General features: G+C 65.6%; 25 protein-coding genes. 14 read left to right on the top strand and 11 right to left on the bottom strand.

The genetic code is table 11. The features are described from left to right. Nucleotides 1-66 precede the first annotated feature (66 nt). The 3 genes from ccsB to ACX17K_RS17120 all read right to left on the bottom strand — a co-directional run bounded on the left by ccsB (nt 67) and on the right by ACX17K_RS17120 (nt 3976). Nucleotides 67-1212 carry a c-type cytochrome biogenesis protein CcsB gene (gene ccsB, locus ACX17K_RS17130; protein ID WP_046155308.1) on the bottom strand — a complete coding sequence of 382 codons (1146 nt, stop codon included), beginning with the start codon at nt 1210-1212 and terminating at the stop codon, nt 67-69. After that, a complete protein-coding gene (locus tag ACX17K_RS17125) occupies nt 1212-3233 on the bottom strand; it encodes a cytochrome c biogenesis protein ResB (RefSeq protein WP_493775717.1) in 2022 nt (673 codons plus the stop codon). Before ACX17K_RS17125 ends, ccsB begins: the two co-directional genes overlap by 1 nt. 128 nt (nt 3234-3361) lie before the next feature. Then, nucleotides 3362-3976: a c-type cytochrome gene (locus tag ACX17K_RS17120; protein WP_046155214.1), complete on the bottom strand. Its 615-nt coding sequence runs from the start codon at nt 3974-3976 to the stop codon at nt 3362-3364. A gap of 92 nt (nt 3977-4068) precedes the next feature. On the opposite strand from ACX17K_RS17120, the gene yihA reads away from it, so the two are divergent. Beyond that, nucleotides 4069-4689, top strand: coding sequence for a ribosome biogenesis GTP-binding protein YihA/YsxC (gene yihA, locus ACX17K_RS17115; protein WP_021475550.1), 621 nt, complete (start codon nt 4069-4071; stop codon nt 4687-4689). A gap of 204 nt (nt 4690-4893) precedes the next feature. On the opposite strand, the gene ACX17K_RS17110 is transcribed toward yihA, so the two are convergent. From ACX17K_RS17110 to ACX17K_RS17100, 3 genes are all read right to left on the bottom strand, one after another. Continuing rightward, entirely contained in the window at nt 4894-5706 is an 813-nt protein-coding gene (locus ACX17K_RS17110) for a septal ring lytic transglycosylase RlpA family protein (RefSeq protein ID WP_231178476.1), read from the bottom strand. Nucleotides 5707-5809: 103 nt separating this feature from the next. Then, complete coding sequence (gene trmL / locus ACX17K_RS17105; protein ID WP_021475552.1) at nt 5810-6274, bottom strand: tRNA (uridine(34)/cytosine(34)/5-carboxymethylaminomethyluridine(34)-2'-O)-methyltransferase TrmL; 465 nt, start codon at nt 6272-6274, stop codon at nt 5810-5812. A gap of 40 nt (nt 6275-6314) precedes the next feature. Beyond that, nucleotides 6315-7025 carry a ComFC family protein gene (locus ACX17K_RS17100; protein WP_493775716.1) on the bottom strand — a complete coding sequence of 237 codons (711 nt, stop codon included), beginning with the start codon at nt 7023-7025 and terminating at the stop codon, nt 6315-6317. Between the two features lie 98 nt (nt 7026-7123). On the opposite strand from ACX17K_RS17100, the gene bioB reads away from it, so the two are divergent. The 10 genes from bioB to ACX17K_RS17050 all read left to right on the top strand — a co-directional run bounded on the left by bioB (nt 7124) and on the right by ACX17K_RS17050 (nt 17944). Next, on the top strand, nt 7124-8107 hold the full coding sequence (gene bioB / locus ACX17K_RS17095; protein WP_082107249.1) for a biotin synthase BioB: 984 nt from the start codon (nt 7124-7126) through the stop codon (nt 8105-8107). Nucleotides 8108-8220: 113 nt separating this feature from the next. After that, nucleotides 8221-9372 (top strand): 8-amino-7-oxononanoate synthase, encoded by a 1152-nt coding sequence (bioF, locus tag ACX17K_RS17090; RefSeq protein ID WP_493775715.1) that lies wholly within the window; start codon nt 8221-8223, stop codon nt 9370-9372. 115 nt (nt 9373-9487) lie between these two features. Then, nucleotides 9488-12331 (top strand): bifunctional diguanylate cyclase/phosphodiesterase, encoded by a 2844-nt coding sequence (locus tag ACX17K_RS17085; RefSeq protein ID WP_493775714.1) that lies wholly within the window; start codon nt 9488-9490, stop codon nt 12329-12331. Continuing rightward, on the top strand, nt 12321-12938 hold the full coding sequence (locus tag ACX17K_RS17080; RefSeq protein ID WP_493775713.1) for a class I SAM-dependent methyltransferase: 618 nt from the start codon (nt 12321-12323) through the stop codon (nt 12936-12938). Before ACX17K_RS17085 ends, ACX17K_RS17080 begins: the two co-directional genes overlap by 11 nt. Nucleotides 12939-12962: 24 nt before the next feature. Next, complete coding sequence (gene bioH, locus ACX17K_RS17075; protein WP_493775712.1) at nt 12963-13727, top strand: pimeloyl-ACP methyl ester esterase BioH; 765 nt, start codon at nt 12963-12965, stop codon at nt 13725-13727. Beyond that, nucleotides 13724-14629, top strand: coding sequence for a malonyl-ACP O-methyltransferase BioC (bioC, locus tag ACX17K_RS17070; RefSeq protein WP_493775711.1), 906 nt, complete (start codon nt 13724-13726; stop codon nt 14627-14629). Before bioH ends, bioC begins: the two co-directional genes overlap by 4 nt. 38 nt (nt 14630-14667) lie before the next feature. After that, nucleotides 14668-15216 carry a GNAT family N-acetyltransferase gene (locus tag ACX17K_RS17065; protein ID WP_493775710.1) on the top strand — a complete coding sequence of 183 codons (549 nt, stop codon included), beginning with the start codon at nt 14668-14670 and terminating at the stop codon, nt 15214-15216. Nucleotides 15217-15231: 15 nt separating this feature from the next. Beyond that, nucleotides 15232-16131 (top strand): patatin-like phospholipase family protein, encoded by a 900-nt coding sequence (locus ACX17K_RS17060; protein WP_104945957.1) that lies wholly within the window; start codon nt 15232-15234, stop codon nt 16129-16131. Nucleotides 16132-16214: 83 nt separating this feature from the next. After that, a complete protein-coding gene (locus ACX17K_RS17055) occupies nt 16215-16865 on the top strand; it encodes a glutathione S-transferase family protein (protein ID WP_046168118.1) in 651 nt (216 codons plus the stop codon). A gap of 194 nt (nt 16866-17059) precedes the next feature. Further along, nucleotides 17060-17944: a sterol desaturase family protein gene (locus tag ACX17K_RS17050; RefSeq protein WP_493775709.1), complete on the top strand. Its 885-nt coding sequence runs from the start codon at nt 17060-17062 to the stop codon at nt 17942-17944. Nucleotides 17945-18008: 64 nt separating this feature from the next. Here the strand turns inward: ACX17K_RS17050 and ACX17K_RS17045 are convergent, their stop codons facing one another. Next, nucleotides 18009-18704: a glycine zipper 2TM domain-containing protein gene (locus tag ACX17K_RS17045; RefSeq protein ID WP_493775708.1), complete on the bottom strand. Its 696-nt coding sequence runs from the start codon at nt 18702-18704 to the stop codon at nt 18009-18011. 349 nt (nt 18705-19053) lie between these two features. On the opposite strand from ACX17K_RS17045, the gene ACX17K_RS17040 reads away from it, so the two are divergent. The 3 genes from ACX17K_RS17040 (at nt 19054) to ACX17K_RS17030 (ending at nt 23662) form a co-directional block, all read left to right on the top strand. Further along, complete coding sequence (locus ACX17K_RS17040) at nt 19054-20424, top strand: amino acid permease (protein WP_493775707.1); 1371 nt, start codon at nt 19054-19056, stop codon at nt 20422-20424. Nucleotides 20425-20752: 328 nt separating this feature from the next. After that, entirely contained in the window at nt 20753-22129 is a 1377-nt protein-coding gene (locus tag ACX17K_RS17035) for an amino acid permease (RefSeq protein WP_493775706.1), read from the top strand. Between the two features lie 219 nt (nt 22130-22348). After that, entirely contained in the window at nt 22349-23662 is a 1314-nt protein-coding gene (locus ACX17K_RS17030) for a sodium-dependent transporter (protein ID WP_493775705.1), read from the top strand. Here the strand turns inward: ACX17K_RS17030 and ACX17K_RS17025 are convergent. From ACX17K_RS17025 to ACX17K_RS17010, 4 genes are all read right to left on the bottom strand, one after another. Further along, the gene (locus tag ACX17K_RS17025) at nt 23657-23980 is read right to left on the bottom strand and encodes an AzlD domain-containing protein (protein ID WP_493775704.1); all 324 of its coding nucleotides are present in this window, start codon (nt 23978-23980) and stop codon (nt 23657-23659) included. The genes ACX17K_RS17030 and ACX17K_RS17025 overlap by 6 nt on opposite strands. Further along, nucleotides 23977-24687, bottom strand: coding sequence for an AzlC family ABC transporter permease (locus ACX17K_RS17020; RefSeq protein ID WP_493775703.1), 711 nt, complete (start codon nt 24685-24687; stop codon nt 23977-23979). Before ACX17K_RS17020 ends, ACX17K_RS17025 begins: the two co-directional genes overlap by 4 nt. 96 nt (nt 24688-24783) lie before the next feature. Next, nucleotides 24784-25617 (bottom strand): helix-turn-helix domain-containing protein, encoded by an 834-nt coding sequence (locus tag ACX17K_RS17015; RefSeq protein WP_493775702.1) that lies wholly within the window; start codon nt 25615-25617, stop codon nt 24784-24786. 85 nt (nt 25618-25702) lie between these two features. Then, a complete protein-coding gene (locus ACX17K_RS17010; protein WP_046155196.1) occupies nt 25703-26350 on the bottom strand; it encodes a MarC family NAAT transporter in 648 nt (215 codons plus the stop codon). Nucleotides 26351-26378: the final 28 nt, after the last annotated feature.

The raw sequence follows: 26378 nt of genomic DNA, 5'->3' as shown, positions 1-26378 counted from the left end.
CCAGCGTTCCGGACAGGGAAAATGCGAAAAGCCCGGCAGGCGCCGGGCTTTGGAGAGACAGCGGGTTTACAGGCCGCCGTAGGAATGCAGGCCGGACAGGAACATGTTGACGCCGAGGAAGGCGAAGCTGGTGACGGCCAGGCCGATCACCGCCCACCACGCCAGCGGCGCGCCGCGCCAGCCCTTCACCAGCCGGATGTGCAGCCAGGCGGCGTAGTTCAGCCAGACGATCAGCGCCCAGGTTTCCTTCGGGTCCCAGCTCCAGTAGCCGCCCCAGGCGTCGGCCGCCCACATCGCGCCCAGAATGGTGGCGATGGTGAAGAACAGGAAGCCGACGGAGATGGCCTGGTACATCATTTCGTCCAGCACCTCGGCCGCCGGCAGGCGGTCTTTCAGCCAGCCCTTCTGCGCCAGCAACTGGCCGATGCCCAGCATCGCGGCCAGCGAGAAGGCGCCGTAGCCGACGAAGTTGGCCGGCACGTGGATTTTCATCCACCACGACTGCAGCGCCGGGATCAGCGGCTGGATGCCGTGCGCCTGGCGGTCGAAGCTGTACCACAGGATGAAGCCGACCGCGGCGCTGATCACCGGCAGCACCAGCGCGCCGGATTGCGCGGCGGCGAACTTGGCCTGGTAGTACAGATACATCAGCGCGGTGATCAGCGTGAACAGCACGAACACTTCGTACAGATTGGACACCGGGATGTGGCCGACGTCCGGCGCGATCAGGTAGCTCTCGTACCAGCGCACGAACAGGCCGGCCAGCCCCATCACCGAGGCGGCCCAGGTCAGGCCGGCGCCCATCCGCGCCAGCTGCGCCGAGCGGCGGGCCAGGCCTATCCAGTAGACGGCGGTGGCCAGGAAGAACAGCGAACACATCCACATGATCGCCGACTGGCTGGACAGCGCGTATTTGAGCCAGAACGCGCTCTGGCCGCGGGCCAGGTCATGCTGGTATAGCTGGATGCCCAGCAGCGCCAGCGCGCCCGCCAGCGGGAAGAACCAGCGCCAGGCCGGCCAGAACCAGCCCAGCGCCACCAGGCCCAGCGCCGAGCCGGCCAAGATGGCCTGCTCGTAGCCGTCCATCGCGTGATGGTATAGGGAGAAGGCGTAGCCGGCGGCGACGGCGATCAGCAGCGCGTACGCCCAGTCCCGGCGGTCCAGCCGCCGCCATAGCGGCAGACGGTCGAATCTCGTTGTTGCCAGTTCCATCATAATCCCCGTGTCAGCTGTTTGATCGCGTCGAGATGACGCTGGAAGTCGGTATCCAGATCGCGGTTGTGGCGGTTGGAGGTCATTGCCACCCGCAGTTTGCGGCCATCTATGCGTATCCACAGGCGCAGTTCTCGCACATAGAACATTAGCACGATGCCCAGCACCAGCAAGACCGATCCCAAATAGACCAGCGTCTTGCCCGGCGAGCGGGTCAGCTGCAGGCCGGACGACTGCACCTGGTCGAAGCCCTCCAACTGCAGGAATACCGGCGAGCCGTAGTCCTGCAGCGCGCTGGCGGCCACCAGGCTGTCCAGCAGGAAGCGGTAATGGACGGCGTCGGCGGCCAGCGGCTTGGCGCCGGCCTTGTCGTCGGCCACCGCCATCACGTCCACCACCGCGCCCTGCAGGATCTTGATATAGGTCTGCGCCACCGCCTGGCGTTTGTCCGCCGGCACCCGCTCGTCGAGGAACTGCTCCAGCGCGGAGAAGCCGCCCGAGGCGAAGCGCTCCAGCACGCCCTTGACGCTGTCGCCGAACTGCTTGGCCAGCTTGTCGTCGATCACGCCGCCCTGCTGCGCCTTGCGGGTGGCGCGCGCGGCGATCTCGCCGTACAGCGCCGGGTTGCGCAGCGCGGCGTACAGGCGCATGAAGCGGTCGACCTGCATGTCGTCGTCCAGCGGCAGGCGCAGGTACTGGAAGGGATCGGCCGGCGTCTTGCGCATGCCGGCCATCAGGTAGCTGGCGCCGTCCTGCGCGATCGGCGCCATGTAGTGGACGTATTCCACCGCCTGGCCCTGGGTGTCGCGCAGCTTGAAGGTGATCGACGGGCCGTAGTTCTTCAGATCCTTGTGCAGCTTCACCTCGCGCGCGTCGTGCATGCGCTGGGTGAGGGTGGGATCGCCTTCGCCTGGCTTGGCGACGTTCTCGATGTTGAACACCCTGAGCTCGCCGAATTCCAGCGCGTAGTCCTTGCCGTTGGCGCGCAGCGGCTGGCTGTTCATCGACACGCCGGTGAGCGCCGCCGGCGCGCCGTTCGGCGCGGCCAGGTTCCAGGCCTTCAGCTTCAGCGGCGAGCCGCCGTCGCCGAAGCTGGACTGGTAGATGGCGACGCCGTCGACGATCAGCGGGTGGTTGACCTGCACCGTGGCCTCGGTGGTCTTGCCGCTTTTCTTGTCGGTGACCACGATGTCGCTGGCGAACAGCTTGGGCATGCCGTTGCTGTAGTAGGCGACGTGGAATTTCTTCAGCGAGACGATGAAGGGCAGTTCCTGCACCAGGTAGCCGTTGCCGGAGTTGAGGAAGGTGACGTCGGCGCTCTTGCCCTCGGCGATGGTGACGTTGCCGCGGAAGGACAGGTTGGACGGTCCCAGCCGGCTCTGCTCCGGAATCTGGCTTTGCGGGAGGTCGCGGGTTTCCGGCACGATGCGGCCGGCCACTTCCGCCAGCTTCAGCGGCAGGTTGCCGTCCAGCAGGCCGCCGACGCAGATCACGATCAGCGCGATGTGGGCGAGGAAATAGCCGAGCTTGCCGGCGGCGCCCTTCTTGGCGGCGATCAGCTTCACGCCGCCGTCGCGCTCGGCTTCGCGCCAGCGGAAGCCCTGGCCGCGCAGATAGCCCAGCAGGCGCGGCAGATCGACTTCCTCGGCCTCCAGCGCCTGGCTGTGCGGCATCGCCGCCAGCGAGTTGTCGCCGGCCTTCTCGCGGTAGCCGCGCATCTGCTTGATGAAGCCCGGGCCGTTGCGCACGATGCACAGCGTGGTGGACAGCACCAGGAAGGCCAGGATGATCAGGAACCAGGCCGAGTGGTAGACGTCATACAAGCCGAGCAGCTCGAAAGCCTGGAACCAGAACTGGCCGAATTCGAAGGCGTAGTTGGGATAGGGCTCGTTTTGCTTGAGCACGGTGCCTATGATGGAGGCGATGCCGAGCACGGTGAGCAGCCCGATGGCGAAGCGCATCGAGCTGAACAGCTCGTACAGCGCGCGGGACAGGGTTTGGCGACGGTGTGTGGTTTTCATTGTTATGAACGTGAAAAAGGAAGCCCGTTCGGGGCTTCCCTTTTGAACGGGCCGGAGCGGCAAAGTTGCGCCCGCCCGCGCGGCTTTCGCCGCGCGGCGTGTCGGGCTCCGGCGGGAGAGGGCACGGCTCAGCGCAGGCCGGAAATGTACTCGGCCACCGCCTTCATCTCGGCATCGGTCATCCGGCCGGCGATATCGGTCATCATCAGGTTCTTGCGGTCGGCGCCGGCCTTGAAGTCGGCCAGCTGCTTGGCGATGTAGCCGGCGTGCTGGCTGCCCACGCGCGGGAACTGCTCGGGCAGGCCCTTGCCGGCCGGGCCGTGGCAGGCCATACAGGCGGGCACGTGGCTGGCGGGGTTGCCGACGCGGTAGATCTTGGCGCCCAGCGGCAGCAGCGCCTTGTCGGCCGCTTCGCGGTCTTTGGGCTTTTGCTGGCTGAAGTAGGCGGCTAGGTTGTGCATGTCGTCGTCGGACAGGCCGGCGGTCATGCCCAGCATGGTCGGATTTTTGCGTTCGCCGGTCTTGAAGGCCTTGAGCTGGCTATACAGATATTGCTGGCTCTGGCCCGCGATGGTCGGATTGGCCGCTGCGACGCTGTTGCCGTCGACGCCATGGCAGGCGGCGCACACGGTGTCCACGATCTGCTTGCCTTTCGCCGGGTCACCCTTGGCCGCCGGGGAGGCTGCCAGCACGTTGCCGGCCAGGGTGAGGGATGCCATCGCCAACAGCATTTTACGTCTCATGGTCGCTCCTTTAGGGTGAGCCCCTAAAATATCTGTAAAAGTAGCAATTCCAAACCTGTTATTCTATACCAATTGATTTCAACCTTACTACCATGTCGATTTTTCAGAACGCCCGGTTTTATACCACCGTCAACCACATGAAGGACCTGCCGGCCACCCGCGCCGAGGTCGCCTTCGTCGGCCGATCCAACGCCGGCAAGTCCAGCGCCATCAACACGCTGGCCAACCGCACCCGGCTGGCCTACGTGTCCAAGACGCCGGGACGCACCCAGCACATCAACTTCTTCGAGCTGGGCGACGAGTGCTTCCTGGTGGACTTGCCTGGCTACGGCTACGCCGAAGTGCCGGAAGCGGTGCGCGCCCACTGGGTGGAGCTGCTGGGCCGCTACCTGCAGACCCGGCAGAGCCTGATCGGCCTTCTGTTGATTATGGACGCCCGCCACCCATTGAAGGACCTGGATCGCAGAATGCTGGAATTTTTCCGCGTCGCCGGCCGTCCGGTGCACATCCTGCTGTCCAAGGCCGACAAGATGTCGCGTCAGGAGCAGAACAAGGTGCTGGCCGAGGTGAAGCGCGAGCTGGCCGACTATCCGTCGGTCAGCGTGCAGATGTTCTCCAGCCTGAAGAAGACCGGCGTCGACGAGGTGGAGCAGGTGGTTAAGGGATGGTTCGACGCGCTGCCGCCGCAGGACGACGGCATGGCGGAACTTTGAGCGACGGGCTCCGCCTAAGCTTGCAGGTGCTCCGCACCTCCCGCTTGGCTCCCTGAGCGGGGCCTGAATCGTTGCTATCCAGGCTTTGCCCCGGCTTCTCGGCCGGGGCTTTTTATTGGGTTGGCCGGCAGACGGGCATGAAAAAAGGCGAAGGATGCATCCTTCGCCTTTTGCCCTGTTGCCATACGATTCAAGCACGGACCATCACAAGCTGGTGATGACGGTCTCCACGTGCAGGTTTTCCGCTGCGTTGCGCACCGCCTCGTCTGTCGAGAACGGTCCCAGGCGCACCTTGTATGCGCCCTGCTGGTTGACGATGCCGAGCTTGGAGTCGTACTTGTCGTCCAGCCCGTCCAGCGTCTTCTGCAGCAGCGCCTCGGCGTTGGCCAGCGTGTTGAACGAGCCAAGCTGCAGATACTTCGGATTGTCGCCCGCCCTGAGCTCCCGGCCCACGGGCTGGGTCACCGGCTGCGCGGAGGCGGAGTAGGTGCTGTCTTCCGCCGGCCAGACGCGATCGATCGCGATCTTGGCGCTGCCCTGCTGGATGAAGCCCAGCTTGTAGGCGGCGGCGTAGGACAAATCCATCAGACGCTTCTTGTGGAACGGACCGCGGTCGTTCACTCGCACAACTACCGACTTGCCGTTGGTCAGATTGGTCACCCGGGCATAGCTCGGGATCGGCAGGGTCGGATGGGCCGCAGTCATCGCGAACATGTCGTAGCGTTCGCCAGAGGACGTCTTGCGGCCGTGGAACTGCTTGCCGTACCAGGAGGCACGGCCGACGGCGTGATACGGCTTTTCACGCACATCTGGACGGAAGCTCATGCCCAGCGCCGAGTAAGGCAGGTTGGCCGACTTGATCAGCGGCTCGTCCTGCGGAACGGCGTCGGGAACCAGGCTCAGGTTGACCGGGATATGATCGGCCGGACCGTCGTTCTGGAAATAAGCTCCGTTTTTGGCAACGGACTTCTTGTTAGTCGGCGAAGCCGACTGGTTTGTGGCACTGGCCGTCTTCACAGTGGAACAGGCCACAAGCACTAGACTGACAAATAGAAGCCACAGCCATCGGAGAACAGGTTGCATAAACCTCCCTATGCTGTTGGGCCAACTTTGCGAACCGCTATACCCCCCCTTCGAAACCGAGCTGGCGCCAAGCCTCGAACACCGTCACAGCGACGGCATTGGAGAGATTGAGGCTTCTCGACTCGGGACGCATCGGCAGTCGAATCCTTTGCTGCGCCGGCAGGGCAGCCAGCACATCTTGCGGCAAGCCGCGGGATTCGGGACCGAACAGAAAAACGTCCCCGGGTTGGTAGGAAATCCGGTCATGGCGCGTAGCCCCCTTGGTCGTCGCGGCGAAAATCCGCCGTCCCTGAAGCGCACGCAAACAAGCGTCCCAATCTTCATGGACGACGACGCGGGCATACTCGTGGTAATCGAGCCCTGCGCGCCGCAACTTGGCATCCTCAAGCGGGAAGCCCATGGGTTTGACCAGATGCAGTTCACAGCCGGTGTTGGCACATAAACGAATCACATTGCCCGTGTTGGGCGGAATTTCCGGCTGAAATAGAACAACAGTGAACATCGTTGGCAGGCTGGATTGTTCCAAAGAATCAAAATCTTGGTCAAGTTTTTAGGGAAAATGCTCGGGCAAGCACCCATGCGTCGACCCGTTCCGCGCCTTGTTTTTTGATCATTTTAGACAAGGCGGAGAGGGTTGCGCCGCTGGTCGCGACGTCGTCGACGATCGCGATGGAAAGCCCGTCGCACCGGCGTTTTACGTCGAATGCATGGCGAACGTTTCGCAGTCTTTCGGCGCGGCCGAGCGAGGCTTGCGGCAAAGTGTTGCATTTTCGCCAACACAGACTGTCCGAAAAACGGCTGTTTATTGTATCAGCGAACGCTTTGGCAAGCTCGGAACTCTGATTGAAGCCTCTTTCGGCCAGTCGCGCGCTTGCCAGCGGAACGGGGATGACTAAATCGTATTTATGGCCTTGACAGCGAGCGAATTCGGTGAGCAATCCGGAAAGCGCGCCAGCCAGCTGCAGCCGCCGGCCGTACTTGTAGGCGTGGATCAGGCCGTTCAGAGGGTAAGCGAACAGATAGGGAACATGCAGCGCGTCGAACGCCGGCGGCTGGCGCTGGCAGTGTCCGCACAGCGCGCCGCCGACTGTCGGTTCCGCGCAACGCGGGCAGCGCTCTGTGGGCATTCGCGGCAGCATCGCCCGGCAGCCGGCGCACAGCCCCTCTCGGGCGTGCGTCTGCCCGCATAGCACGCATTTCTGATTAATTATTGAGCAGTTGTCAATTATTAACTTTCTAATATTTGACAGCATGTCGACCACCCTCCAAGATTTTGTCGCCTGCCCATCGGGGCAGGATGACGAGCCGCACGGCTCGCAGTGAGAATGACAAACAGCTATTGGAGCATACGATGCATTCTGCCACGATGGTACTCAAGCGCCCGGCCACCCCGCATCCGGAAAACACTAATTGGAGCGTAGACGATGTGGAGGCGTTGTTGGGCCTGCCTTTCATGGAGCTGGTGTTCCGCGCCGCCGAAATCCATCGCCAGTTCTTCGACCCGACCAAGATCCAGTTGTCGACGCTGGTGTCGATCAAGACCGGCGGCTGTCCGGAGGATTGCGGCTATTGTCCGCAGTCGGTGCACCACGACACGCCGGTGGCCGACCAGCCGATGATGACGGTGGACGAGGTGGTGGACGCGGCGCGCCAGGCCAAGGCCAACGGCGCGGGACGCTTCTGCATGGGCGCGGCCTGGCGCGGCCCCAAGGACGCCGATCTGCAGAAAACGCTGGAGATGGTGCGTGAAGTGAAGGCGCTGGGCCTGGAGACCTGCGCCACCTTCGGCCTGCTGCGCGACGGCCAGGCCGAGCAGTTGAAGGACGCGGGCCTGGATTATTACAACCACAATCTGGACACCGCGCCGGACAAGTACGCCGACATCATCCAGACCCGGGAGTACGAGGACAGGCTGGACACCTTGGGCAAGGTGCGCAAGGCGGGGCTGTCGGTGTGCTGCGGCGGCATCGTCGGCATGAATGAAACCCGCGCGGACCGCGCCGGGCTGATCGCCCAGCTGGCCAATCTGGACCCGCAGCCGGAGTCGGTGCCGGTCAATAATCTGGTGCAGGTGGTGGGCACGCCGCTGCAGAACGCCGAGCGGCTGGACTGGACCGAGTTCGTGCGCACCATCGCGGTGGCGCGGATCACGATGCCGGCCAGCTACGTCAGGTTGTCGGCCGGCCGCCGCGAAATGGATGAAGCCACCCAGGCATTGTGTTTCCTGGCCGGCGCCAATTCCATTTTCTACGGCGACAAGCTGCTGACCACCGGCAATCCGGACGTGGTGGCCGATCAGGCGCTGATGTCCAAGCTGGATTTGCAGGCACTGTAAAAAACATTAGCAATTCTGTACTGTAGCCTTAAATGGAAACATATATATAGTGTGTCGCACCGGGGCGGGCAGCTGCCGCGGTTTGGTCAACAACGTAAAAGAGTGCAATCGCTATGCGCCTCCAAGACCTGTCCGCAGCCCTGCTGGAACTGGACGCCAGCCATCGTCGCCGTTATCGGGCGACGCTCGAGTCGCCGCAAGGCGTCGATATTGTCATCGATGGCGAGGAATACCAGTCTTTCGCCAGCAACGATTATCTCGGCCTGGCCGATCATCCCTCTCTGGTGCGCGCGCTGCAGCAAGGCGCCGACCGCTGGGGCGCCGGCAGCGGCGCCTCCCATCTGCTGACCGGCCACACGCGGGCCCATCAGCAGGCGGAAGAAGAATTGGCCGGCTTCGTCGGCCGCGAGGCGGCGCTGCTGTTCGGCTCCGGCTACGCGGCCAATCTGGCGGTGCTGACCAGCCTGGTGGGGCGCGGCGACGCGGTGTTCGCCGACAAGCTCAACCACGCCTCGCTGAACGACGGCTGTCTGTTGTCGAGGGCCGATTTCCAGCGGTTCCGCCACAACGACCTTGATCATCTGGAACAACTGCTGGCCGCCAGCGACGCGCCGACCAAGCTGATCGCGGTGGACGCCGTGTACAGCATGGACGGCGACCAGGCGCCGCTGCCGGCCTTGCTGGCGCTGGCCGAGCGCTACGACGCCTGGCTGTATGTCGACGACGCCCACGGTTTCGGCGTGCTGGGCGACGGCCGCGGCTCGGTCGCCGCGCACGATCTTTCCAGCGAGCGGCTGATCTATATGGCGACGCTGGGCAAGGCCGCCGGTCTGGCCGGCGCCTTCGTCGCCGGCGGCAGGCCGTTGATCGACTGGCTGGTGAACAAGGCTCGCACTTATATCTTCACCACCGCCCAGCCTCCGGCGCTGGCGGCCGCGGTGGGCGTCAGCCTGCGGCTGATCGCCGAGGCCGGCGAGCGCCGCGAGCGGCTGGGACAGTTGATCGCCCGCTGCCGGCAGCGGCTGGACGGCACGCCTTACGCCGGCCAATCCTCCACGCCGATCCAGCCTTTCGTCGTCGGCTCGGATGAGAACGCGGTTCGGCTGGCCGACGCGCTGCGGCGGCAGGGCTATTGGGTGCCGGCGGTGCGGCCGCCGACTGTGCCGGAGAACGGCTCCCGGCTGCGGATCTCGCTGTCGGCCCGGCATGAGCTTTCCCAATTGGACGCATTACTGGATCTGATGCTGAGCCAGGCGGCAAACTGAAGCCTGACGCGGCGGACGGCGTCCGCGCCACATGAAAACGTTCAAGCCCGGGGCATTTGCCCCGGGCTTTTGTCTGGCTGCGGACTTTCTCGGCGTCCCGTACTACGATAATGACATGAAGAGCACGGCAGAATATCTGGACGACCCGGAACGGGCCGCGGCCCGCGCCTTGTCGTTATTGCAAGGCCTGGGCGGTTTGAGCGCGGCGGCGGCATGGGGATGGAACGGGGCGGCATGGCGGCGGCTGGCGGCGTTCGGCGATGCCGACGGCTTGCCGGACGGCGAGGCCTTATCCGCGGGAACGCAGCCGTCGGCAGGCGCGGGCGCGCAAGCGCTGCGGGCGGGGGGCCAATCCTTGGGATGGCTGGCGTGGCGGGGCGCGCCGCCGGCGCAGCTGGAGACCGTGGCGGCGCTGCTGGCCGGCCATCTGCAGTGCGAAGCGTTGCGGGCCGAGCAGGCGGCCGCGCGGGCCGCCAATGAGACGATGCTGGAAATCAGCCAGCTGGCCGGCGAGTGTCCGGCGCTGGAGCGAATGCTGCCGCGGCTGCACCGGTTGATGCAGCGTCTGCTGGACGCCGACAATTTCTGCATCGCGCTGTACGACGAGGATTGCTCCGCGTTCCATTTCCCGTTCTACGTCGATCGGCGCGATCCGACGCCGCCGGATCCGGAGCGGATCTTTCCGCTGGCCGGCCCCGATGCGTCCTTGACCGCCTGGCTGATGCGCGGCGGCGCGCCGATGGTGCTGACCGGCGAGCGCATCGAGGAGTTGTGCCGGCAGGAGGCGCTGGCGCGTCCGGCGCAGCTACCAGCCTTCTGGATGGGCGCGCCGCTGGCCAACGCGGCGGACGAGCTGATCGGCGCGGTGGTGCTGCAGGTCTACGATGACCAGCCGATGCCGACATCGGCCGAACAACAGTGGTTCATGTTCGCCGCCCGCCATGTCGGATTCGCGCTGGACCGCGCGCTGTACCACGGCCGGCTGGAGCGGCAGGTGGCGCTGCGCACCAGCGAGCTGGAGGGCGCCAACGCGCGCCTGCGCGCCGAGGTGGCCGGCCGCAAGCGCGCGGAGAAATTCCAGAACGTGCTGTTCCGCATAGCCGAGTTGTCCAATACCAGCCTGTCTCTGGAAGCGTTTCTCAGCGGCCTGCACCGGCTGCTGCTGGAAATGGTGGCGGCGCGCAACTGCGTGGTGGCGTTGTACGACATGGCCAGCGACCTGATCAGTTTTCCTTATTGCGCCGACGAATACGCGTCTTCGCTGCGGGCGCGCAAGCCCGGCAAGGGCCTGATCGAGCAGGTGTTGCACAGCGGCCGGCCGTTGCTGCTGGATCCGTACGGCAGCTTGCCGGGCGTCGCGGCGGAGGAAGGAGAGATGCCGCCCAAGAGCTGGTTGGGCGTGCCGCTGTATTGCGACCACGAACTGCTGGGCGTGCTGGCGGTGCAGAGCTACGACGGCGAGGTGGTGTACGGCTACCGGGACCAGGAGGTGCTGGAGTTCGTCGCCAACCATATCGGCGCCGCGTTGGCGAGGGTGCGCGCGCTGGAGAGCCTGCAACAGGCTTACGCCGATCTGGAGCAGCGGGTGCGCGAGCGCACCAGCGAGCTGGACGCGGTCAACGCCCAGCTGGAGTTCGACAGTCTGCACGATCCTCTGACCAAGCTGCCCAACCGCAATTATTTCTCCAAGGCGCTGCGCCGCGCCTGGGATGCCTACCTCGATGGCGGCGACCGCTTCGCCGTGGTGTTCATCGACCTGGACCGCTTCAAGCTGGTCAACGATACCCTGGGCCATCTGGCCGGCGACCACCTGCTGTTCGAAGCCGGCGCGCGCATCCGCGCCTGCCTGCGCCATTACGATTTCCTGGCGCGGCTGGGAGGGGACGAGTTCGCGGTGCTGATGTTCGGCATGGACGCGGTGGACGAGTGCGAGATCATCGCCCGCCGCATTGTCAGCGAGTTCGAGCGGCCGGTGATCCTGGCCGGACGCGAGGTGTTTTCCACCGCCAGCGTCGGCGTGGTGCTGGCCGACCGCGCGCATTACCGCCAGGCTGACGACCTGCTGCGCGACGCCGACCACGCGATGTACTGCACCAAGCAGCAGGGCCGCCAGGGCTACACCTTGTTCAGCCACCAACTGCGGATAGACCAGGCCGACCAGCTGGCGCTGGAGACCGAGCTTCGTCGCGCGCTGGAAGAGGATGGGCAGCTGCTGCCCTACTATCAGCCCTTCATTTCGGCCGCCACCGGAGCGCTGGCCGGTTTCGAGACGCTGGTGCGCTGGCAGCATCCGCAGCGGGGTTTGATTTCGCCGGCGGTATTCCTGCCGATGGCCGAGGAGAGCGGGCTGATCACCCGGCTGGACCGCTACATGATCAACGCCGCCTGCGCCCAGCTGCGGGCCTGGCGCGCCGAGGGGCAGGTGGGCGAGGGCATCGCGCTGCACATCAACCTGTCGTCGGCCAATTTCCGCGATCCGGACCTGGTCGGCTGGATAGGCGAGCGCATCGCCCATTACCAGCTGCCGCCGGCGATGCTGCATCTGGAAATCACCGAGAGCGCGCTGATCGACCAGCCCGAGGCCGCCGCCACCGCGATGCAGGCGTTGCACGGCCTGGGCGTCAGGCTGGCGCTGGACGATTTCGGCACCGGCTATTCGGCGCTGTCCTATCTGCACCGCTATCGCTTCGACGTGCTGAAGATAGACCAGTCCTTCGTGTTCGACCTGGACCGCAAGCAGGAGTCGGTAGCCATCGTCCGCGCCATCCTGGCCTTGGCGCGCGCGCTGGATCTGGAAGTGGTGGCCGAGGGCGTGGAAACCGCCAGCCAGATGACTATGCTGACTGAAATGGGCTGCGGCATGCTGCAGGGTTTCCATTTCGCGAAGCCGGCGCCGGCCTGGGCGCTGGACTGGGACAAACTGCTGAGTTTCGAACGAGGGCAAGGCCGTGTGGCGTGAATACGCGAACCGTTTCAACCGCTGGCGCTACGACCTGTACGCGCCGGTGTACGACAAGCTGGCGCAGGGTTTCGCCCGCTATCGCCGCCGCTCGATCAGCTTGCTCAATCCGCAGCCTGATGAGCGCTTGCTGTTGGTGGGGGCCGGCACCGGGCTCGATCTGGATTTCCTGGTGCGCTGCCGCCATATCACTGCGATAGACATCGCGCCGGCGATGCTGGAGCGTTTGCATGAGCGCGCCGCCAAGCTGGGCGTGGAAGTGGACGTTCAGTTGATGGACGGGCAGTGGATGGATTTTCCCGACGACAGCTTCGACGCGGCGGCGCTGCATCTGGTGCTGTCGACCCTCCCTGATCCGCGGGCCTGCTTGCTGGAGGTGGAGCGGGTGCTGAAGCCGGGCGGCCGGGTGGCGGTGTTCGACAAGTTTCTGGCCGACAACCGGCAGGCGCCGCTTTGGCGGCGCGCCGGCAATGCGCTGACGCGGGTGTTGGCCACCAGCATCAACCGACGGCTGGGCGAGATGGTTGCCGTTACCAAATTGCAACCGTTTCACGACGAAGATGCCGGTTTTGGAGGTTTCCTTCGCATCGTACTCTTGCGAAAATAGCGTTTTCGCCCAATTTGCCTGTTCATGAATCTGTTTGTCGAAACGCTGGGCCAGGGGCCGGACGTGGTCATGCTGCACGGCTGGGGGCTGCACGGCGGCGTGTTCGCCCGCGTGGCCGAACAACTGGCGACGCGTTTCTGCGTCCATCTGGTGGATCTGCCGGGCCACGGCGCGTCGCCGGCGCTGCAACGCTTCGACGCCGACGAAGTCGCCGATCTGCTCGCTTCCCAATTCCCGTTGCCGGCGCAGGTGGTGGGCTGGTCGCTTGGCGGCCTGATCGCCCAGCATTGGGCCGCCCGCCATCCGGAGCGGGTGAAGAGCCTGGCGCTGGTGGCCACCAGCCCGCGTTTCGTCCGTGACGAAACCTGGCCGCACGCGCAGGAGCGCAAATCGATAGAAGCCGTCGCCCAGAGCCTGGACGGCGCGTTCGAGCAGACGCTGGAGCGTTTCCTCGCCTTGCAGATGATGGGCGCGCCGGCGGCGCGCGACACGCTGAAGGCGCTGCGCGGCGAACTGTTCTCCCATGGCCGGCCGCAAGGCCTGCTGCCGGCGCTGGAGCTGCTGCTGGAGGCCGACGCGCGCGGGCTGGCCGGCCGCATCCAGTGTCCGACAGCCTTGTTCTACGGCGCGCGCGACGCGATCACCCCGATCGGCGCCGGCCGCTGGCTGGCCGAGTCGCTGCCCGACGCCGTCCTTTACGAATTCCCGCAGGCGTCGCACGCGCCCTTCCTGTCCCATGAGCAGGATTTCGTGCGCGCGCTTGCCGAGCATCTGGAAACCCAGGCATGAGTGAAGCGTTTTACACCGACAAGGCGCGCGTGCGCGCCTCGTTCGAAAAGGCCGCGGCCAGCTACGATTCCGCCGCGGTGCTGCAGCGAGAAGTGTCCGACCGCATGGCGGAACGGCTGGATTACATCAAGCACCAGCCAGCCGTGATCCTGGACGCCGGCGCCGGCACCGGTTACGGCGCGGCGGGCTTGCGCGAGCGCTACCCGCAGGCGCGGGTGGTCGAACTGGATCTGGCGCATGCGATGCTGCTGGCCTCGCGCGAGCGCGGCCGATCCGGCGACGGCTTGCTGAAGAAGCTGTTCAAGCCCAGCCAGCCGTGGCAGATCAACGCCGACATCGAAAAACTGCCCTTGGCCGACGCCAGCGTCGACATGATCTGGTCCAATCTGACCATTCAATGGATCAACGAGCCGGACCGGATGTTCGCCGAGATGCGCCGGGTGCTGAAGCCGGACGGCATGCTGATGTTTTCCACGCTGGGGCCGGACACGCTGTTCGAACTGCGCGACGCCTTCGCCGGCGTGGACGGCGCCACCCACGTCAACCAGTTCATCGACATGCACGACATCGGCGACGCGCTGATGCGCGCCGGTTTCGCCGAGCCGGTGATGGACATGGAAAAGATCGCGCTGACCTATGACGATGCCCGCGCGGTGATGCGCGACCTGAAAGCGATAGGCGCGCACAACGCCACCGCCGGCCGCGGCCGCGGCCTGATGGGCAAGCAGGCCTGGCGCAAGGTGGAGGCCGCGTACGAGCGGCACCGCCGCGACGGCAAGTTGCCGGCCAGCTACGAGGTGGTGTATGGCCACGCGTGGAAGGGCACCGAAAAGAAGCTGGCCAAGATGACCGACGACGGCCGCCAGGTGATCGAATTCGTCAAGAAGGCACCCAAGCCCTGACGGCGGACCGCCGCCGCGCAGCTTAAAGAAAGTTAGCCATGGAATTGGAAATCCGTCCCGCGCGTCCGGGCGACGCGGCTTCTCTCGCCGCGCTGTCGATCCAGGTGTGGCTGAGCACCTATGCCATCGACGGTATCCGCCAGGCGTTGGCCGACTATGTGCTGACGGAATTCACGCCGGAAAAGATGGAAGCCTTGATCTCCGATCCGGCGCGCCAGTTGCTGGTGATGGAGAGGAACGGCCATCTGCTGGGCTACGCGCAGCTGAAATTGGACGAAGCTTGCGCCGGCTGCGATGGCCCGTGCCAGGAGATGGAGCGACTCTATCTGGTGGAGAGTCACACCGGCCAGGGCCTGGGGCGGCGGCTGATGGCGGCGGCGCGGCAATGGGCTGCAGCGCAGCCCGGCCAGCCGCGTTTGTGGCTGAGGGTATGGCATGGCAACGAGCGCGCGATCGCCTTCTACCGCCGCATCGGCATGGCTGTCCATGGCGAAACCCATTTCGAATTGGAGGGCGCGAAGCATCTGAATTACGTGATGCTGGACCCCGCGCCCGTTGGGGCGGCCCTGGCGGCCGCCGATGTCTGAAAGACCGATGCAATCATGATTAGCAAGAGCATTCTACGTCCCGCGCTGCTGGCCGGGATCGCGTCCCTATTATCCGCCTGCATGAGCGCCACGCCGCCGGACAGCGGCCAGGTCGCCAAGCCGCTGCAGAAACCCAGGATCGCGCTGGCGTTGGGCGGCGGCGCGGTGAAGGGCTTCGCCCACATCGGCGTGATCAAGGTGCTGGAAGGCGCCGGCATCACGCCGGACATCATCGTCGGCACCAGCGCCGGCAGCGTGGTGGGCAGCCTGTACGCGTCCGGCCTGACCGGCATGCAGCTGCAGCAGCGCGCGATCGCGCTCGACCAGGCCGACCTCACCGACTGGACGCTGTCCACCAAGGGCGTGATCAAGGGCGAGAAGCTGCAGAACTGGATCAATGCCCAGGTGGGCAACCGTCCGCTGGAAAAACTGGGCAAGCCGTTCGCCGCGGTGGCCACCGAGCTGGATTCCGGTCGCCGGGTAGTGTTCCGCACCGGCAACACCGGCCAGGCGGTGCGCGCCTCGGCCAGCATTCCCAACGTGTTCCTGCCGGTGAAGATAGGCGGCAAGAGCTATGTCGACGGCGGCCTGGTCAGCCCGGTGCCGGTCAGCGCCGCGCGCGAGATGGGCGCGCAGTTCGTCATCGCGGTCGACATCACCGGCCGTCCCAAGGCCGGCCGCGCCACCGGCTTCCTGTCGATGCTGGACCAGAGCCTGAGCATCATGAACGGCTCGGCGCTGGCGCAGGAATTGAAGCAGGCCGACGTGGTGATCCACCCCAATGTGCTGAACATCGGCTCGGCCGAGTTCGAGGCCCGCAACCAGGCCATCCTGGAGGGCGAGAAGGCGGCGCAGCAGATGCTGCCGCAGATCCGCCAATTGCTGCAGCAAAAGAGCCTGGCGCTGGCTAAATAAGGGAATAGGCTGGATGATGTAGGCCGCGCGCCGATGCCTCGCCCCGCATCGGCGCTTACGAACCCATCGCTATTGGAGTCGGCATGATCAAACTGCACGGTATCCCGCTGTCGCCCTACTACAACAAGGTGAAGATCGCCTTGCTGGAGAAGGGGGTCAATTTCCAGGAAGTGGTGACGACGCCTTCGCAAGAGGACGAGCTGCTGGAAAAGAGCCCGATGGGCAAGATTCCCTTCGTCGAGATCAACGGCCATCCGCTGGCCGAGTCCACGGTGATCCTGGAGTGGCTGGAGGACGCCTACCCCACCGCTTCGTTGCTGCCGCCGACGCCCAACAGCCGGGCGCTGGCGCGCGAGCTGACCGCGATGCTGGAACTGTACGTGATGCTGCCGGCCAGCCCGCTGATCCGCCACATGCTGAAAGGCACCCGGCCGGAGCCGGAGAAGTGCGAGGAGATCCGCCAGGCGCTGGCGCGCGGCATCGGCGCGGTGGCCAAGCTGGCGCAGTGCCGCCCCTGGCTGGCCGGCGAGGACTTCAGTTTCGCCGATCTCAGCGCCGCCGGCATCCTGCCGGTGGTGGCGCGCCTGAGCCAGACCTTTCTCGGCGAGGATATGACGCAGCGGCTGGAAGGCTGTAGCGACTACTTGCGCCGCCTGGGCGAGCGCCCCAGCGTGGCGCGGGTGTGGAGCGAGCGCGACGCCTCGCTGGCCGCGTTGATGGCCCGCCGCGACTGAACAATGCGCTGGCCGCGGCATGCGGCTGTCTTGCCGTTCGGCGGCCATCTCCCTGGTTGGGAGATGGCCGCTTTTCATATGGTTTTCCCGCCACAGCGGGCGGGGAAAGCGTGTCGGCAGGGTTGCCGCGGTTGACAGCCCATCATGCATAGAGCTTACACTCCAATCAAGTGTTTGCTCTATGGCGGCCTGCGATGAAATTTCCGATTGAATTGATCCTGCTGGCGCTGGCGCCGGTATTCCTGCTGTTTGTCGCCTGGGAGCTGTGGCTGTTTCGGCGCCAGGGCCGGCTTGGCCTCTACAATTGGCGAGACTCGCTATGCAGCGCGGCGCTGGGCTTGCTGCACCAGGGCGCGGACAAGCTGGCCTGGGTATTGGTGCTGCCGCTGTATGGCTGGATCTACCAGCACCATCGTCTGCTCGACTTTTCCGCCAGCTGGCTGAGCTTTTTCTTGCTGTTCCTCGGCCAGGACTTCCTCTACTACTGGTTCCATCGCGTCAGCCACCGCGTGCGTTGGCTGTGGGCGGCGCACAGCGTCCACCACAGCTCGACGCGGATGAACTTCACCACCGCCTTCCGCCAGAGCCTGATGTATCCGCTGGCCGGCATGTGGGCGTTCTGGCTGCCGCTGGCCTGGGTCGGTTTCCCGCCCGAGCAGGTGGTGGCGGTGGTGCTGCTCAACCTGGCCTTCCAGTTCTTCGTCCACACCCAGGCTTCGCCCAAGCTGGGCTGGCTGGAGCACGTGTTCAACACGCCGTCGATACATCGCGGCCACCATGCCAAGAACCCGCGCTACATCGATCACAACTACGCCGGAGTGCTGGTGGTCTGGGACCGGATGTTCGGCACCTATGCCGAGGAGCTGGCCAGCGACCCGTGCGACTACGGCACGGTGAAGCCGGTCAACAGCTTCAATCCGCTGTGGGTCAGCCTGGTGGAGTGGCGCGACATGCTGGCCGAGGCTTGGCGCGCCGATGGCTGGCGCGACCGGCTGGTGTTGCTGTTCGGCCCGCCGGAGGCGGCGGAGAAGGTAGCGGAACGGCAGCGCGCCGGGGAGGCGAGGCGGGCCCCGGCCTGAGGCCTTGAATGGAAAAAGGCCCGGCGATGCCGGGCCTTGTCTCGTGTTGACCGATCCGCCGGGATCAGATCAGCAGCTTGCCGTCCTTGGCCGGCAGCGTCTTGCCCTTCGGCTTCTCGTCCATGCGCACGGTGCCGGTCTTGCCGTCCAGCGAGTAGCGCACGTTGTAGCCGACGATCTTCTCGGTCTTTGTTTCTTCAGTGTTGCAGATGGTGCGGGTGCCGGTCACCTGGTCGCGCTGCTGCATGCCTTCCTGCACCTGATTGCCGGCATAGCCGCCGGCCAGCGCGCCGATGACGGTGGCCGCCTTTTTGCCGTTGCCGCCGCCCACCTGGTTGCCCAGCAGGCCGCCGACCACGCCGCCGATCACCGAGCCGGCGATGCGGTTTTGGTCCTGCACCGGCGCCTGGTGCACCACCTGTTCCTGGTGGCAGACCTGCTTGGGCTCGGTGCCGGCCTCGCGGATAGGCGTCACGCCCAGGATCTTGGCGTGGGTCGCGTGGACCGGCTTAGGCGCCGGCTTGGGCGCGGCCGCCGCCACCGGGGTGGAGGCTTGCGGCGCCGGCTGGGCGAGATTGGACGAGGCCGCGCTGGGCGCTAGCGCCTGGATGGCTGGAGCGGAAGCCTGAGCCAGCGGGGCGCTGGCGACGACGGCGGTTTCCGGTTTCGACGACTTCATGGCCTGGATGCCGGCTACGCCCACCGCGCCGAGCGCGATGCCGCCGCCGAGCACGCTGGCGATCAATACGGATTGTTTCATTGTTCTCTCCCTGATGTGACGCACGGGTCACTCAATGCCTTCGACTGGGATTATCGACAAACAGTTGCAAGAGCTGTGTGTGGCATTTGTCACTGCAGGTAACGGAACGTTCGTGCCGGACATGGGGCGTCGGATGCGGAAAATTCGCAGCTAGATAGGTCTGATTGAGCAATTTATGGTTTGAAGTTGCAGAAAATGGGGAATTTTATTTTTAAAATTCAATCATTGTGCATATTTTGGGCATTTATATTGTATCCAATGGTTTGACGGCAATGTCGTGCTGATGTTTAGATGGTCGCGCACCCGTCCGGGCGCGCGTTTGGCGCCCGCACCTCAAGGAGAATTCATAGTGAGCGAAGCCCACACCGGTTTGCAGCGACAGCTGAAAAACCGCCATATCCAGCTGATCGCGCTGGGCGGCGCCGTCGGCACCGGCCTGTTCCTCGGCTCGGCCAGCGTATTGAAGTCGGCCGGCCCGTCGATGATCCTCGGCTACGCCATCGCCGGCTTCATCGCCTTCATGATCATGCGCCAGTTGGGCGAGATGGTGGCCGAGGAGCCGGTGGCCGGCTCGTTCAGCCACTTCGCGTACCGCTACTGGGGCAGCTTCCCCGGCTTCCTGTCCGGCTGGAACTACTGGGTGCTGTACGTGCTGGTGAGCATGGCCGAGCTGACCGCGGTCGGCGCCTACGTCCAGTACTGGTGGCCGCACGTTCCGGCCTGGCTGACCGCGCTGGTGTGCTTTGTCTGCATCAACGGCATCAACCTCGCCAACGTCAAATCCTACGGCGAGACCGAGTTCTGGTTCGCGCTGATCAAGGTGGCGGCGGTGATCGGCATGATCGTTTTCGGCGGCTACCTGCTGCTGTCCGGCACCGGCGGCCCGCAGGCTTCGGTCAGTAATCTGTGGAACGACGGCGGCTTCTTCCCGCACGGCTTCGGCGGCCTGTTCATGATGATGGCGGTGATCATGTTCTCCTTCGGCGGCCTGGAGCTGATCGGCATGACCGCGGCCGAGGCGTCCGAGCCGCAGAAGACCATCCCCAAGGCGGTGAACCAGGTGATCTACCGCATCCTGATCTTCTACATCGGTTCGCTGGCGGTGCTGCTGTCGCTGTACCCGTGGAGCAAGGTGGCCGCCGGCGGCAGCCCCTTCGTGATGATCTTCGAGCAGATCGGCGCCGGCTTCACCGCGCACGCGCTGAATTTCGTGGTGCTGACCGCCGCGCTGTCGGTGTACAACAGCTGTGTCTACGCCACCAGCCGCATGCTGTTCGGCCTGGCCAGGCAGGGCAACGCGCCGCGCGCGCTGGGCAAGCTGGACACGCGCGGCGTGCCGGTTTACGCGACGCTGTTCTCCGCGGTCGCCACTTTCGCCTGCGTGATCCTGAACTACTTGCTGCCGGGCGAGGCGCTGGGCCTGCTGATGTCGCTGGTGGTGGCCGCGCTGGTCACCAACTGGGCGATGATCAGCTTGACTCATCTGAAGTTCCGCCGCGCCAAGACCGGCCAGAAGCTGGTGTTCCCGTCGTTCTGGTTCCCGCTGTCCAACTGGATCTGCCTGGCCTTCATGGTGATGATCCTGGGCATCCTGCTGTTCACGCCGGGCATGGCGGTGTCGGTCTATGTGCTGCCGGTGTGGCTGGGCTTGCTGTGGGCGGGCTTCCGCATGAAGCGCGCGAAGCAGCCGGACGCCGAACTGGCGCGCCAGCTGCCGTAAACCGCGGCGCCGGCCTGTCGGGCCGGCTTCGCGATGCCAGGCCGCCCCTTGGGGCGGCCTTGTCATTGGCGGCATGGTTATTAACTATTAGACTATTTGTCCGATTTTTGACCCTGAGAGATGGCGGCCCCATGCGAACCTAGCCTGCCGCCTTTGACGAATTGCCCTGATTTGTTTTAGTCTTCAATTGACTTGTACTGATTGGTACGTTTTTCAACGAGTTGTGCGGTTGGTTTTTATTAGACATTTTGTCTGATTTTGGGTGATTCCCCGATAAGCTCCCTGTTTCCAGCGCCGTTCCAATTCACCCACATATGGAGGCGCCAAGGTGAGCGTTCCCTCGACTTCCGGCGGTTTGAAGCGCGAGCTGAAAAACCGGCATATTCAGTTGATCGCATTGGGCGGCGCCATCGGCACCGGCCTGTTTCTCGGCTCGGCCAGCGTGCTGAAGTCAGCCGGTCCCTCGATGATTCTCGGCTACGCGGTCGCCGGCTTCGTCATCTTCCTGATCATGCGCCAGCTTGGCGAAATGCTGACCGAAGAGCCGGTGGCCGGCTCGCTCAGCCATTTCGCCGGCCGCTACTGGGGCAGGTTCCCGGCCTTCCTGGCCGGCTGGAACTACTGGGCGCTGTATGTGCTGGCGGGCATGGCGGAACTGACCGCCGCCGGCGAATATGTCCGCTACTGGTGGCCGGAGGTGCCGACCTGGCTGACCGCGCTGGTCTGCTTCGCGGCGATCACCGGAGTGAACCTCGCCAGCGTCAAATACTATGGCGAAACCGAGTTCTGGTTCGCGCTGATCAAGGTGGGCGCGGTGATTTCAATGATCGTGTTCGGCGGCTACCTGCTGCTGTCCGGCACCGGCGGCCCGCAGGCCTCGGTCGGCAATCTGTGGAACGACGGCGGCTTCTTTCCGCACGGCTTCGGCGGACTGTTCATGTCGATGGCGGTGATCATGTTCTCCTTTGGCGGCCTGGAGCTGATCGGCATGGCCGCCGCGGAGACCCGCGATCCGCAGAAAACCATTCCTCGGGCGGTTAACCAGGTGATCTACCGCGTGCTGATTTTCTACATCGGTTCGCTGGCGGTGCTGTTGTCGCTGTACCCGTGGAGCAAGGTGGCCGCCGGCGGCAGCCCCTTCGTGATGATCTTCGACCAGATCGGCGTTGGCTTCGCCGCGCACGCGCTGAACTTCGTGGTGCTGACGGCGGCGCTGTCGGTGTACAACGGCGGCGTTTACGCCACCAGCCGCATGCTGTTCAGCATGGCGGAACAGGGCAACGCGCCGCGCGGCCTGGGCAAGGTGGACAAGCGCGGGGTGCCGGTGAACGCCACCCTGGCTTCGGCGCTGGCCACCTTCGTGGGCGTGATCGTCAACTATCTGTTGCCCAGCGGCGCGCTGGCGCTATTGATGTCGCTGGTGGTGACGGCGCTGGTGATCAACTGGGTGCTGATCAGCCTGACCCACCTGAAATTCCGCCGCGCCCGCGCCGGCCGTCGCTCGCTGTTTCCGGCGCTGTGGCATCCGTTCGCCAATTGGCTGTGCCTGGCCTTCATGGCGACGATACTCGGCGTGATGTTGTTCACGCCCGGCATCGCGGTGTCGGTGTACGTGTTGCCGTTGTGGCTTGGCCTGTTGTGGCTGGGTTTCCGGCTGCGCGGCGCGCCGCGCGCCGAGGGCGAGCTGGCGGCCGAGAATGCTTGAGCGCGCACGCCGGGCTTGACGCCTGCGGGCGTTAACCGGCATGCTTGGACCATGATGAAGCAGATTATTTCACTCCAGGCCCAAAATTGGTGGTGGCGCAGCTAAGCCGGCGCGCCAGGAGTGTTCACATCCGCTTTCCGGGCCGCCGTCATGGGCGGCCTTGTTGTATCCAGCTTTTCATCCCGTGCGGCGGCAAACAGTTTTGACTCAGGAGTTGTCATGCCACGCACGCAATGGGGTTCCCGCCTCGGTTTCATTCTGGCTTCGGCCGGCGCCACGGTGGGCCTCGGTTCCATCTGGAAATTTCCCTACGTCACCGCGATGAATGGCGGCGGCGCTTTCCTGCTGGTCTATCTTGCCTTCACTTTCACCTTGGGGCTGGCCTTGCTGCAGGCCGAGCTGGCCTTGGGCCGCGCGGCCGGCTGCGGCGCGGTCGGCGCGTTCTCCAAACTGGGATCGCCGCGCTGGAAGCTGCTGGGCTACGGCGGCGTGCTGTGCTGCTTCCTGGTGTTTTCCTTCTACAGCGTGGTCGGCGGCTGGACGCTGGGCTACCTGCTGCGCGCGCTGGACGGCCGGGTGATGAGCGGCGACGTCAAAGCGCTGGGCGCGCTGTTCGGCCAGTATGTCGGCGATCCGGGCGAGGCGCTGCTGACCCACGCGCTGTTCGCCGGCCTGACGCTGCTGGTGGTGGCGGGAGGCGTGCAGAAGGGCATCGAGCGCGTCGGCAAGCTGTTGATGCCGCTGCTGTTCCTGCTGATGCTGGCGCTGATCGTGCGCGCCTTGACCCTGCCCGGCGCGATGGCCGGGGTGGAGGCGCTGTTCCGTCCCGATTTCGCCCGGCTGACGCCGGGCATGCTGGTGGAGGCGCTGGGCCTGGCCTGCTTCTCGCTGTCGGTGGGCGCCGGCTGCATGCTGGCCTACGGCTCCTACCTGGGGCCGGGCACCCGGCTCGGCAATTCCGCGTTGTGGGTGACCGGACTGACCGCGCTGACCTCGGTGCTGGCCGGTTTGATGATCTTCCCCGCCATCTACGCCTTCGGCCTGAATCCGCAGGCCGGTCCGGGCCTGACTTATATGGTGATGCCGGTGGTGTTCAACCATCTGCCCTACGGCCAGCTGTTCGCGACGGCGTTCTTCGCGCTGCTGCTGATGGCGGCGCTGACTTCGGCGGTGTCGCTGCTGGAGGTGGTGGCCATCCTGCCGATAGACGAGTTCGGCATCAGCCGGCGCAAGGCCGCGCTGGCGGTGACCGCGCTGGCCTTTCTCGCCGGCGTGCCGGCGGCGCTGTCCTTCGGCCCGCTGGCCGACTACAAGCTGTTCGGCCGCAACGCCTTCGAGCTGATGGACTACGCCGCGTCCAATGTGCTGTTGCCGCTGGGCTGCATCGGCACCGCCTTGTTCGCCGGGCGCGTGGCGTGGCCGGCGGTGCGGGATGAGCTGCGGCTGTCCGCGCCGGCGGCGCTGTTGATGCGCGTCGCCTGCCGCTGGCTGGCGCCGCTGATGATAGGCCTGGTCTTGGCCTACAACCTATAGCAGCCAGCGCAGCGCGCCATAGACGGCGAAGCTGACCACGATGGCCAGCAGCGTCTTGCCGTTTTTCCAGGCGACGGCGATGGCGACGACGGTGCCGGCCAGATAGGCGTTATGCCAGGACAGGTCTATGGTTCCGGCCGGCGCCAGCGCCATCGGCGCCACCAGCGCCGACAGCACCGCCGCCGGCACGTAATGCAGCGCGCGGTTCAGCCAGCCGGGAAAGGCCAGCCGCTGGCCGAAGACCAGAAAGCTGGCGCGTATCGCCAGCGTGGAAGCCAGCATGCCGATGATGGCCGCCCAGTGTTGCCATGAGTTCATGCCGTCTCCCGTTTCTGTCCGCGTTCAAGCAGCATGCCGGCGGCGACGCCGGCCAGCGCCGCCAGCATCAGGTCCAGCTTGTAGGGCAGGCCGCGCGCCAGCAGCGCGACCGCGCCCGCGGCCAGTGCCGCGGCCAGCGTCGGCCGCTTTTTCAACTGCGGCGCGACGATGGCGGCGAAGGTGGCCACCATCGCGAAATCCAGTCCCAATCTGTCCAGTCCCGGCACCGAGCGGCCCAGCGCCACGCCGGCCAGCGTCCACAGCTGCCAATTCAGGTACATCGATAGCGACGATCCCAGCCAGTACCACTGGCCGCCGTCCGCGCCCAGGCTGCGGAAGCGGTGCTCGACCACGGCGAAGGTTTCGTCGGTGAGCCAGAACGCCAGCGGCCAGCGCCAGGCCAGCGGCCACGGCCGGGCGTAGGGCAGCAGCGTGGCGCTGTACAGCGCGTGGCGCAGATTGACGACGAAGGTGGTCAGCCAGATCACCGGCAGGGCGGCGCCGGCGGAAACCAGGCTGACGGCGATGAACTGCGAGGAGCCGGCGAAGACCAGCAGCGACATCGCCGCCGTGGCGGCGGGCGACAGTCCGGCGGCGATGGCCAGGGTGCCGAAGATCACGCCGAACGGCGCCGCGCCCACCATCATCGGAATGGTGTCGCGCGCGCCGTCCAGCAGCCAGTGGCGGCGGTCGGATAAGGAGGGCATGGATGAATCCTGCGTGCGGCGGGGCCGGACATCGGCCCTCTGCTCCTGATGATGGAGCAGGTCGTCCGGCCTGTCTTGAACGATTTTGCGGCCGGCTCAGCGGTCGCGGGCGCCCACGGCCTTCTGATAGGCTGCCGGCGTGACGCCCAGCGCCTGTTGAAACGCGCGGGTCAGGTGCGGCTGGTCGGCGAAGCCCAGCTCCAGCGCCGCCGCGCCGGGCCGCATGCCGGCCGCCAGCAGCTTGCGGGCGCGCGCCACCCGCAGCTGGTTGCGCCAGGCCACCGGCGGCAGACCGGTTTCGCGCTTGAACTGGCGGCACAGCTGCCAGGGCGACAGGCCGACTGCCGCCGCCAGTTGCTGCAGCGAGTGGTTGGCGGCGGGATCGTCGGCCAGCATCTGCCTGACGGTTTCCACGGCGCCGGGGGCGGATGCCTGCTCGTCCGGGCGCAGCCGCATGTATTTGACCAATACCTCGCTGAATACCGCGGCCAGCGCTGATTCGCGCCGCAGCGCGTCGCGGCTGTCGCGCAGCAGCAGGTGCAGGCTGTCCAGCCGGCGCGCCAGGCCGGGGTCGATCACCACGGTGTCGCGGAAATAGGGCAGGCCCGCCTTGCCGTTCAGGTCGGCGGCCAGGCCGCCTATCATGTCGACGCCGGGATAGAAGCCGCGATAGGCCCAGCCGTTTTCGTGGGCGGTTTCGCCGGTGTGCACCTCGCCGGGATTGATCAGCACCAGCGCGCCGACGCCGGCGCGGTGCAGGCCGCCGCGGTGGCGGTAGGACTGCGCGCCCAGGGTCAGCGTGTTGACGACGAACTGCTCGTGGAAATGGGGCGGGAAGGTCCGCTCGGCGTATTGCGCGTCCAGGCATTCCAGCGCGCCGAGGTCGTCGGCGCGGAACAGTTCGGAGCGTTCGGCGGAAAGGGCGAGCATGGCGCGGACCTGCGGTGATGGTCCGCCCATTGTGGCAGAGGCGGCGCGGCTTGTGCGCGCCGGCTTGCTTGGCTTGGGCGGCGGCTCAGGAGCCGGCCATGAAGGTGCGGATGCCGGAGCCGACGAACTGCACGCCGATGCAGATCAGCAGGAAGCCCATCAACCGCGTCATCACCTCGCGGCCGCCGCGGCCCAGCCGCTCCGAGATCAGCAGCGACGACTTCAGCGTCAGCCACATGCCGGCGCAGGTCAGGCCGATGGCGGCGAAAGTCATCGCGAAGGCCAGCGCCTTGGCCGGCAGCGTGGAGAGTTCGGCGATCTCGGTGGAAATGCCTATCACCACCGCGATGGTGCCGGGGCCGCTGATGCCGGGCATCGCCAGCGGGAAGAAGGCGTAGTCCTCGCGCTCGCCGGACTGTTTGGGCGCCTGGCCGGGGTCCTGCGACAGGAACAGCATGCGGTAGCCCAGCACCGCCACCACGAAGCCGCCGGCGATGCGCAGCGCGCCGTAGGAAATGCCGAAGGCGGCCATGATCAGGTTGCCGGCCAGCAGGCTCACCGCCATGATGGCGGCGGCGAACACGCAGGCGCGGCGGGCTTGCGAGTCGCGGTGAGGTTCGCTCATTTCGCGGGTCAGCGTGATGAACAGCGGAATCTTGGACAGCGGATTGGTGATGGTGATCAGGCTGAGCAGACCGCCGAACAGGAATTGCAGCGACAAGGTTTTGAACATGGTGTTGAGGCCGGGTATCTAGCCCGCC

Source organism: Chromobacterium sp. INPA-IVC, from assembly GCF_059047085.1.
This window is presented reverse-complemented; position numbering and strand designations above follow the sequence as displayed.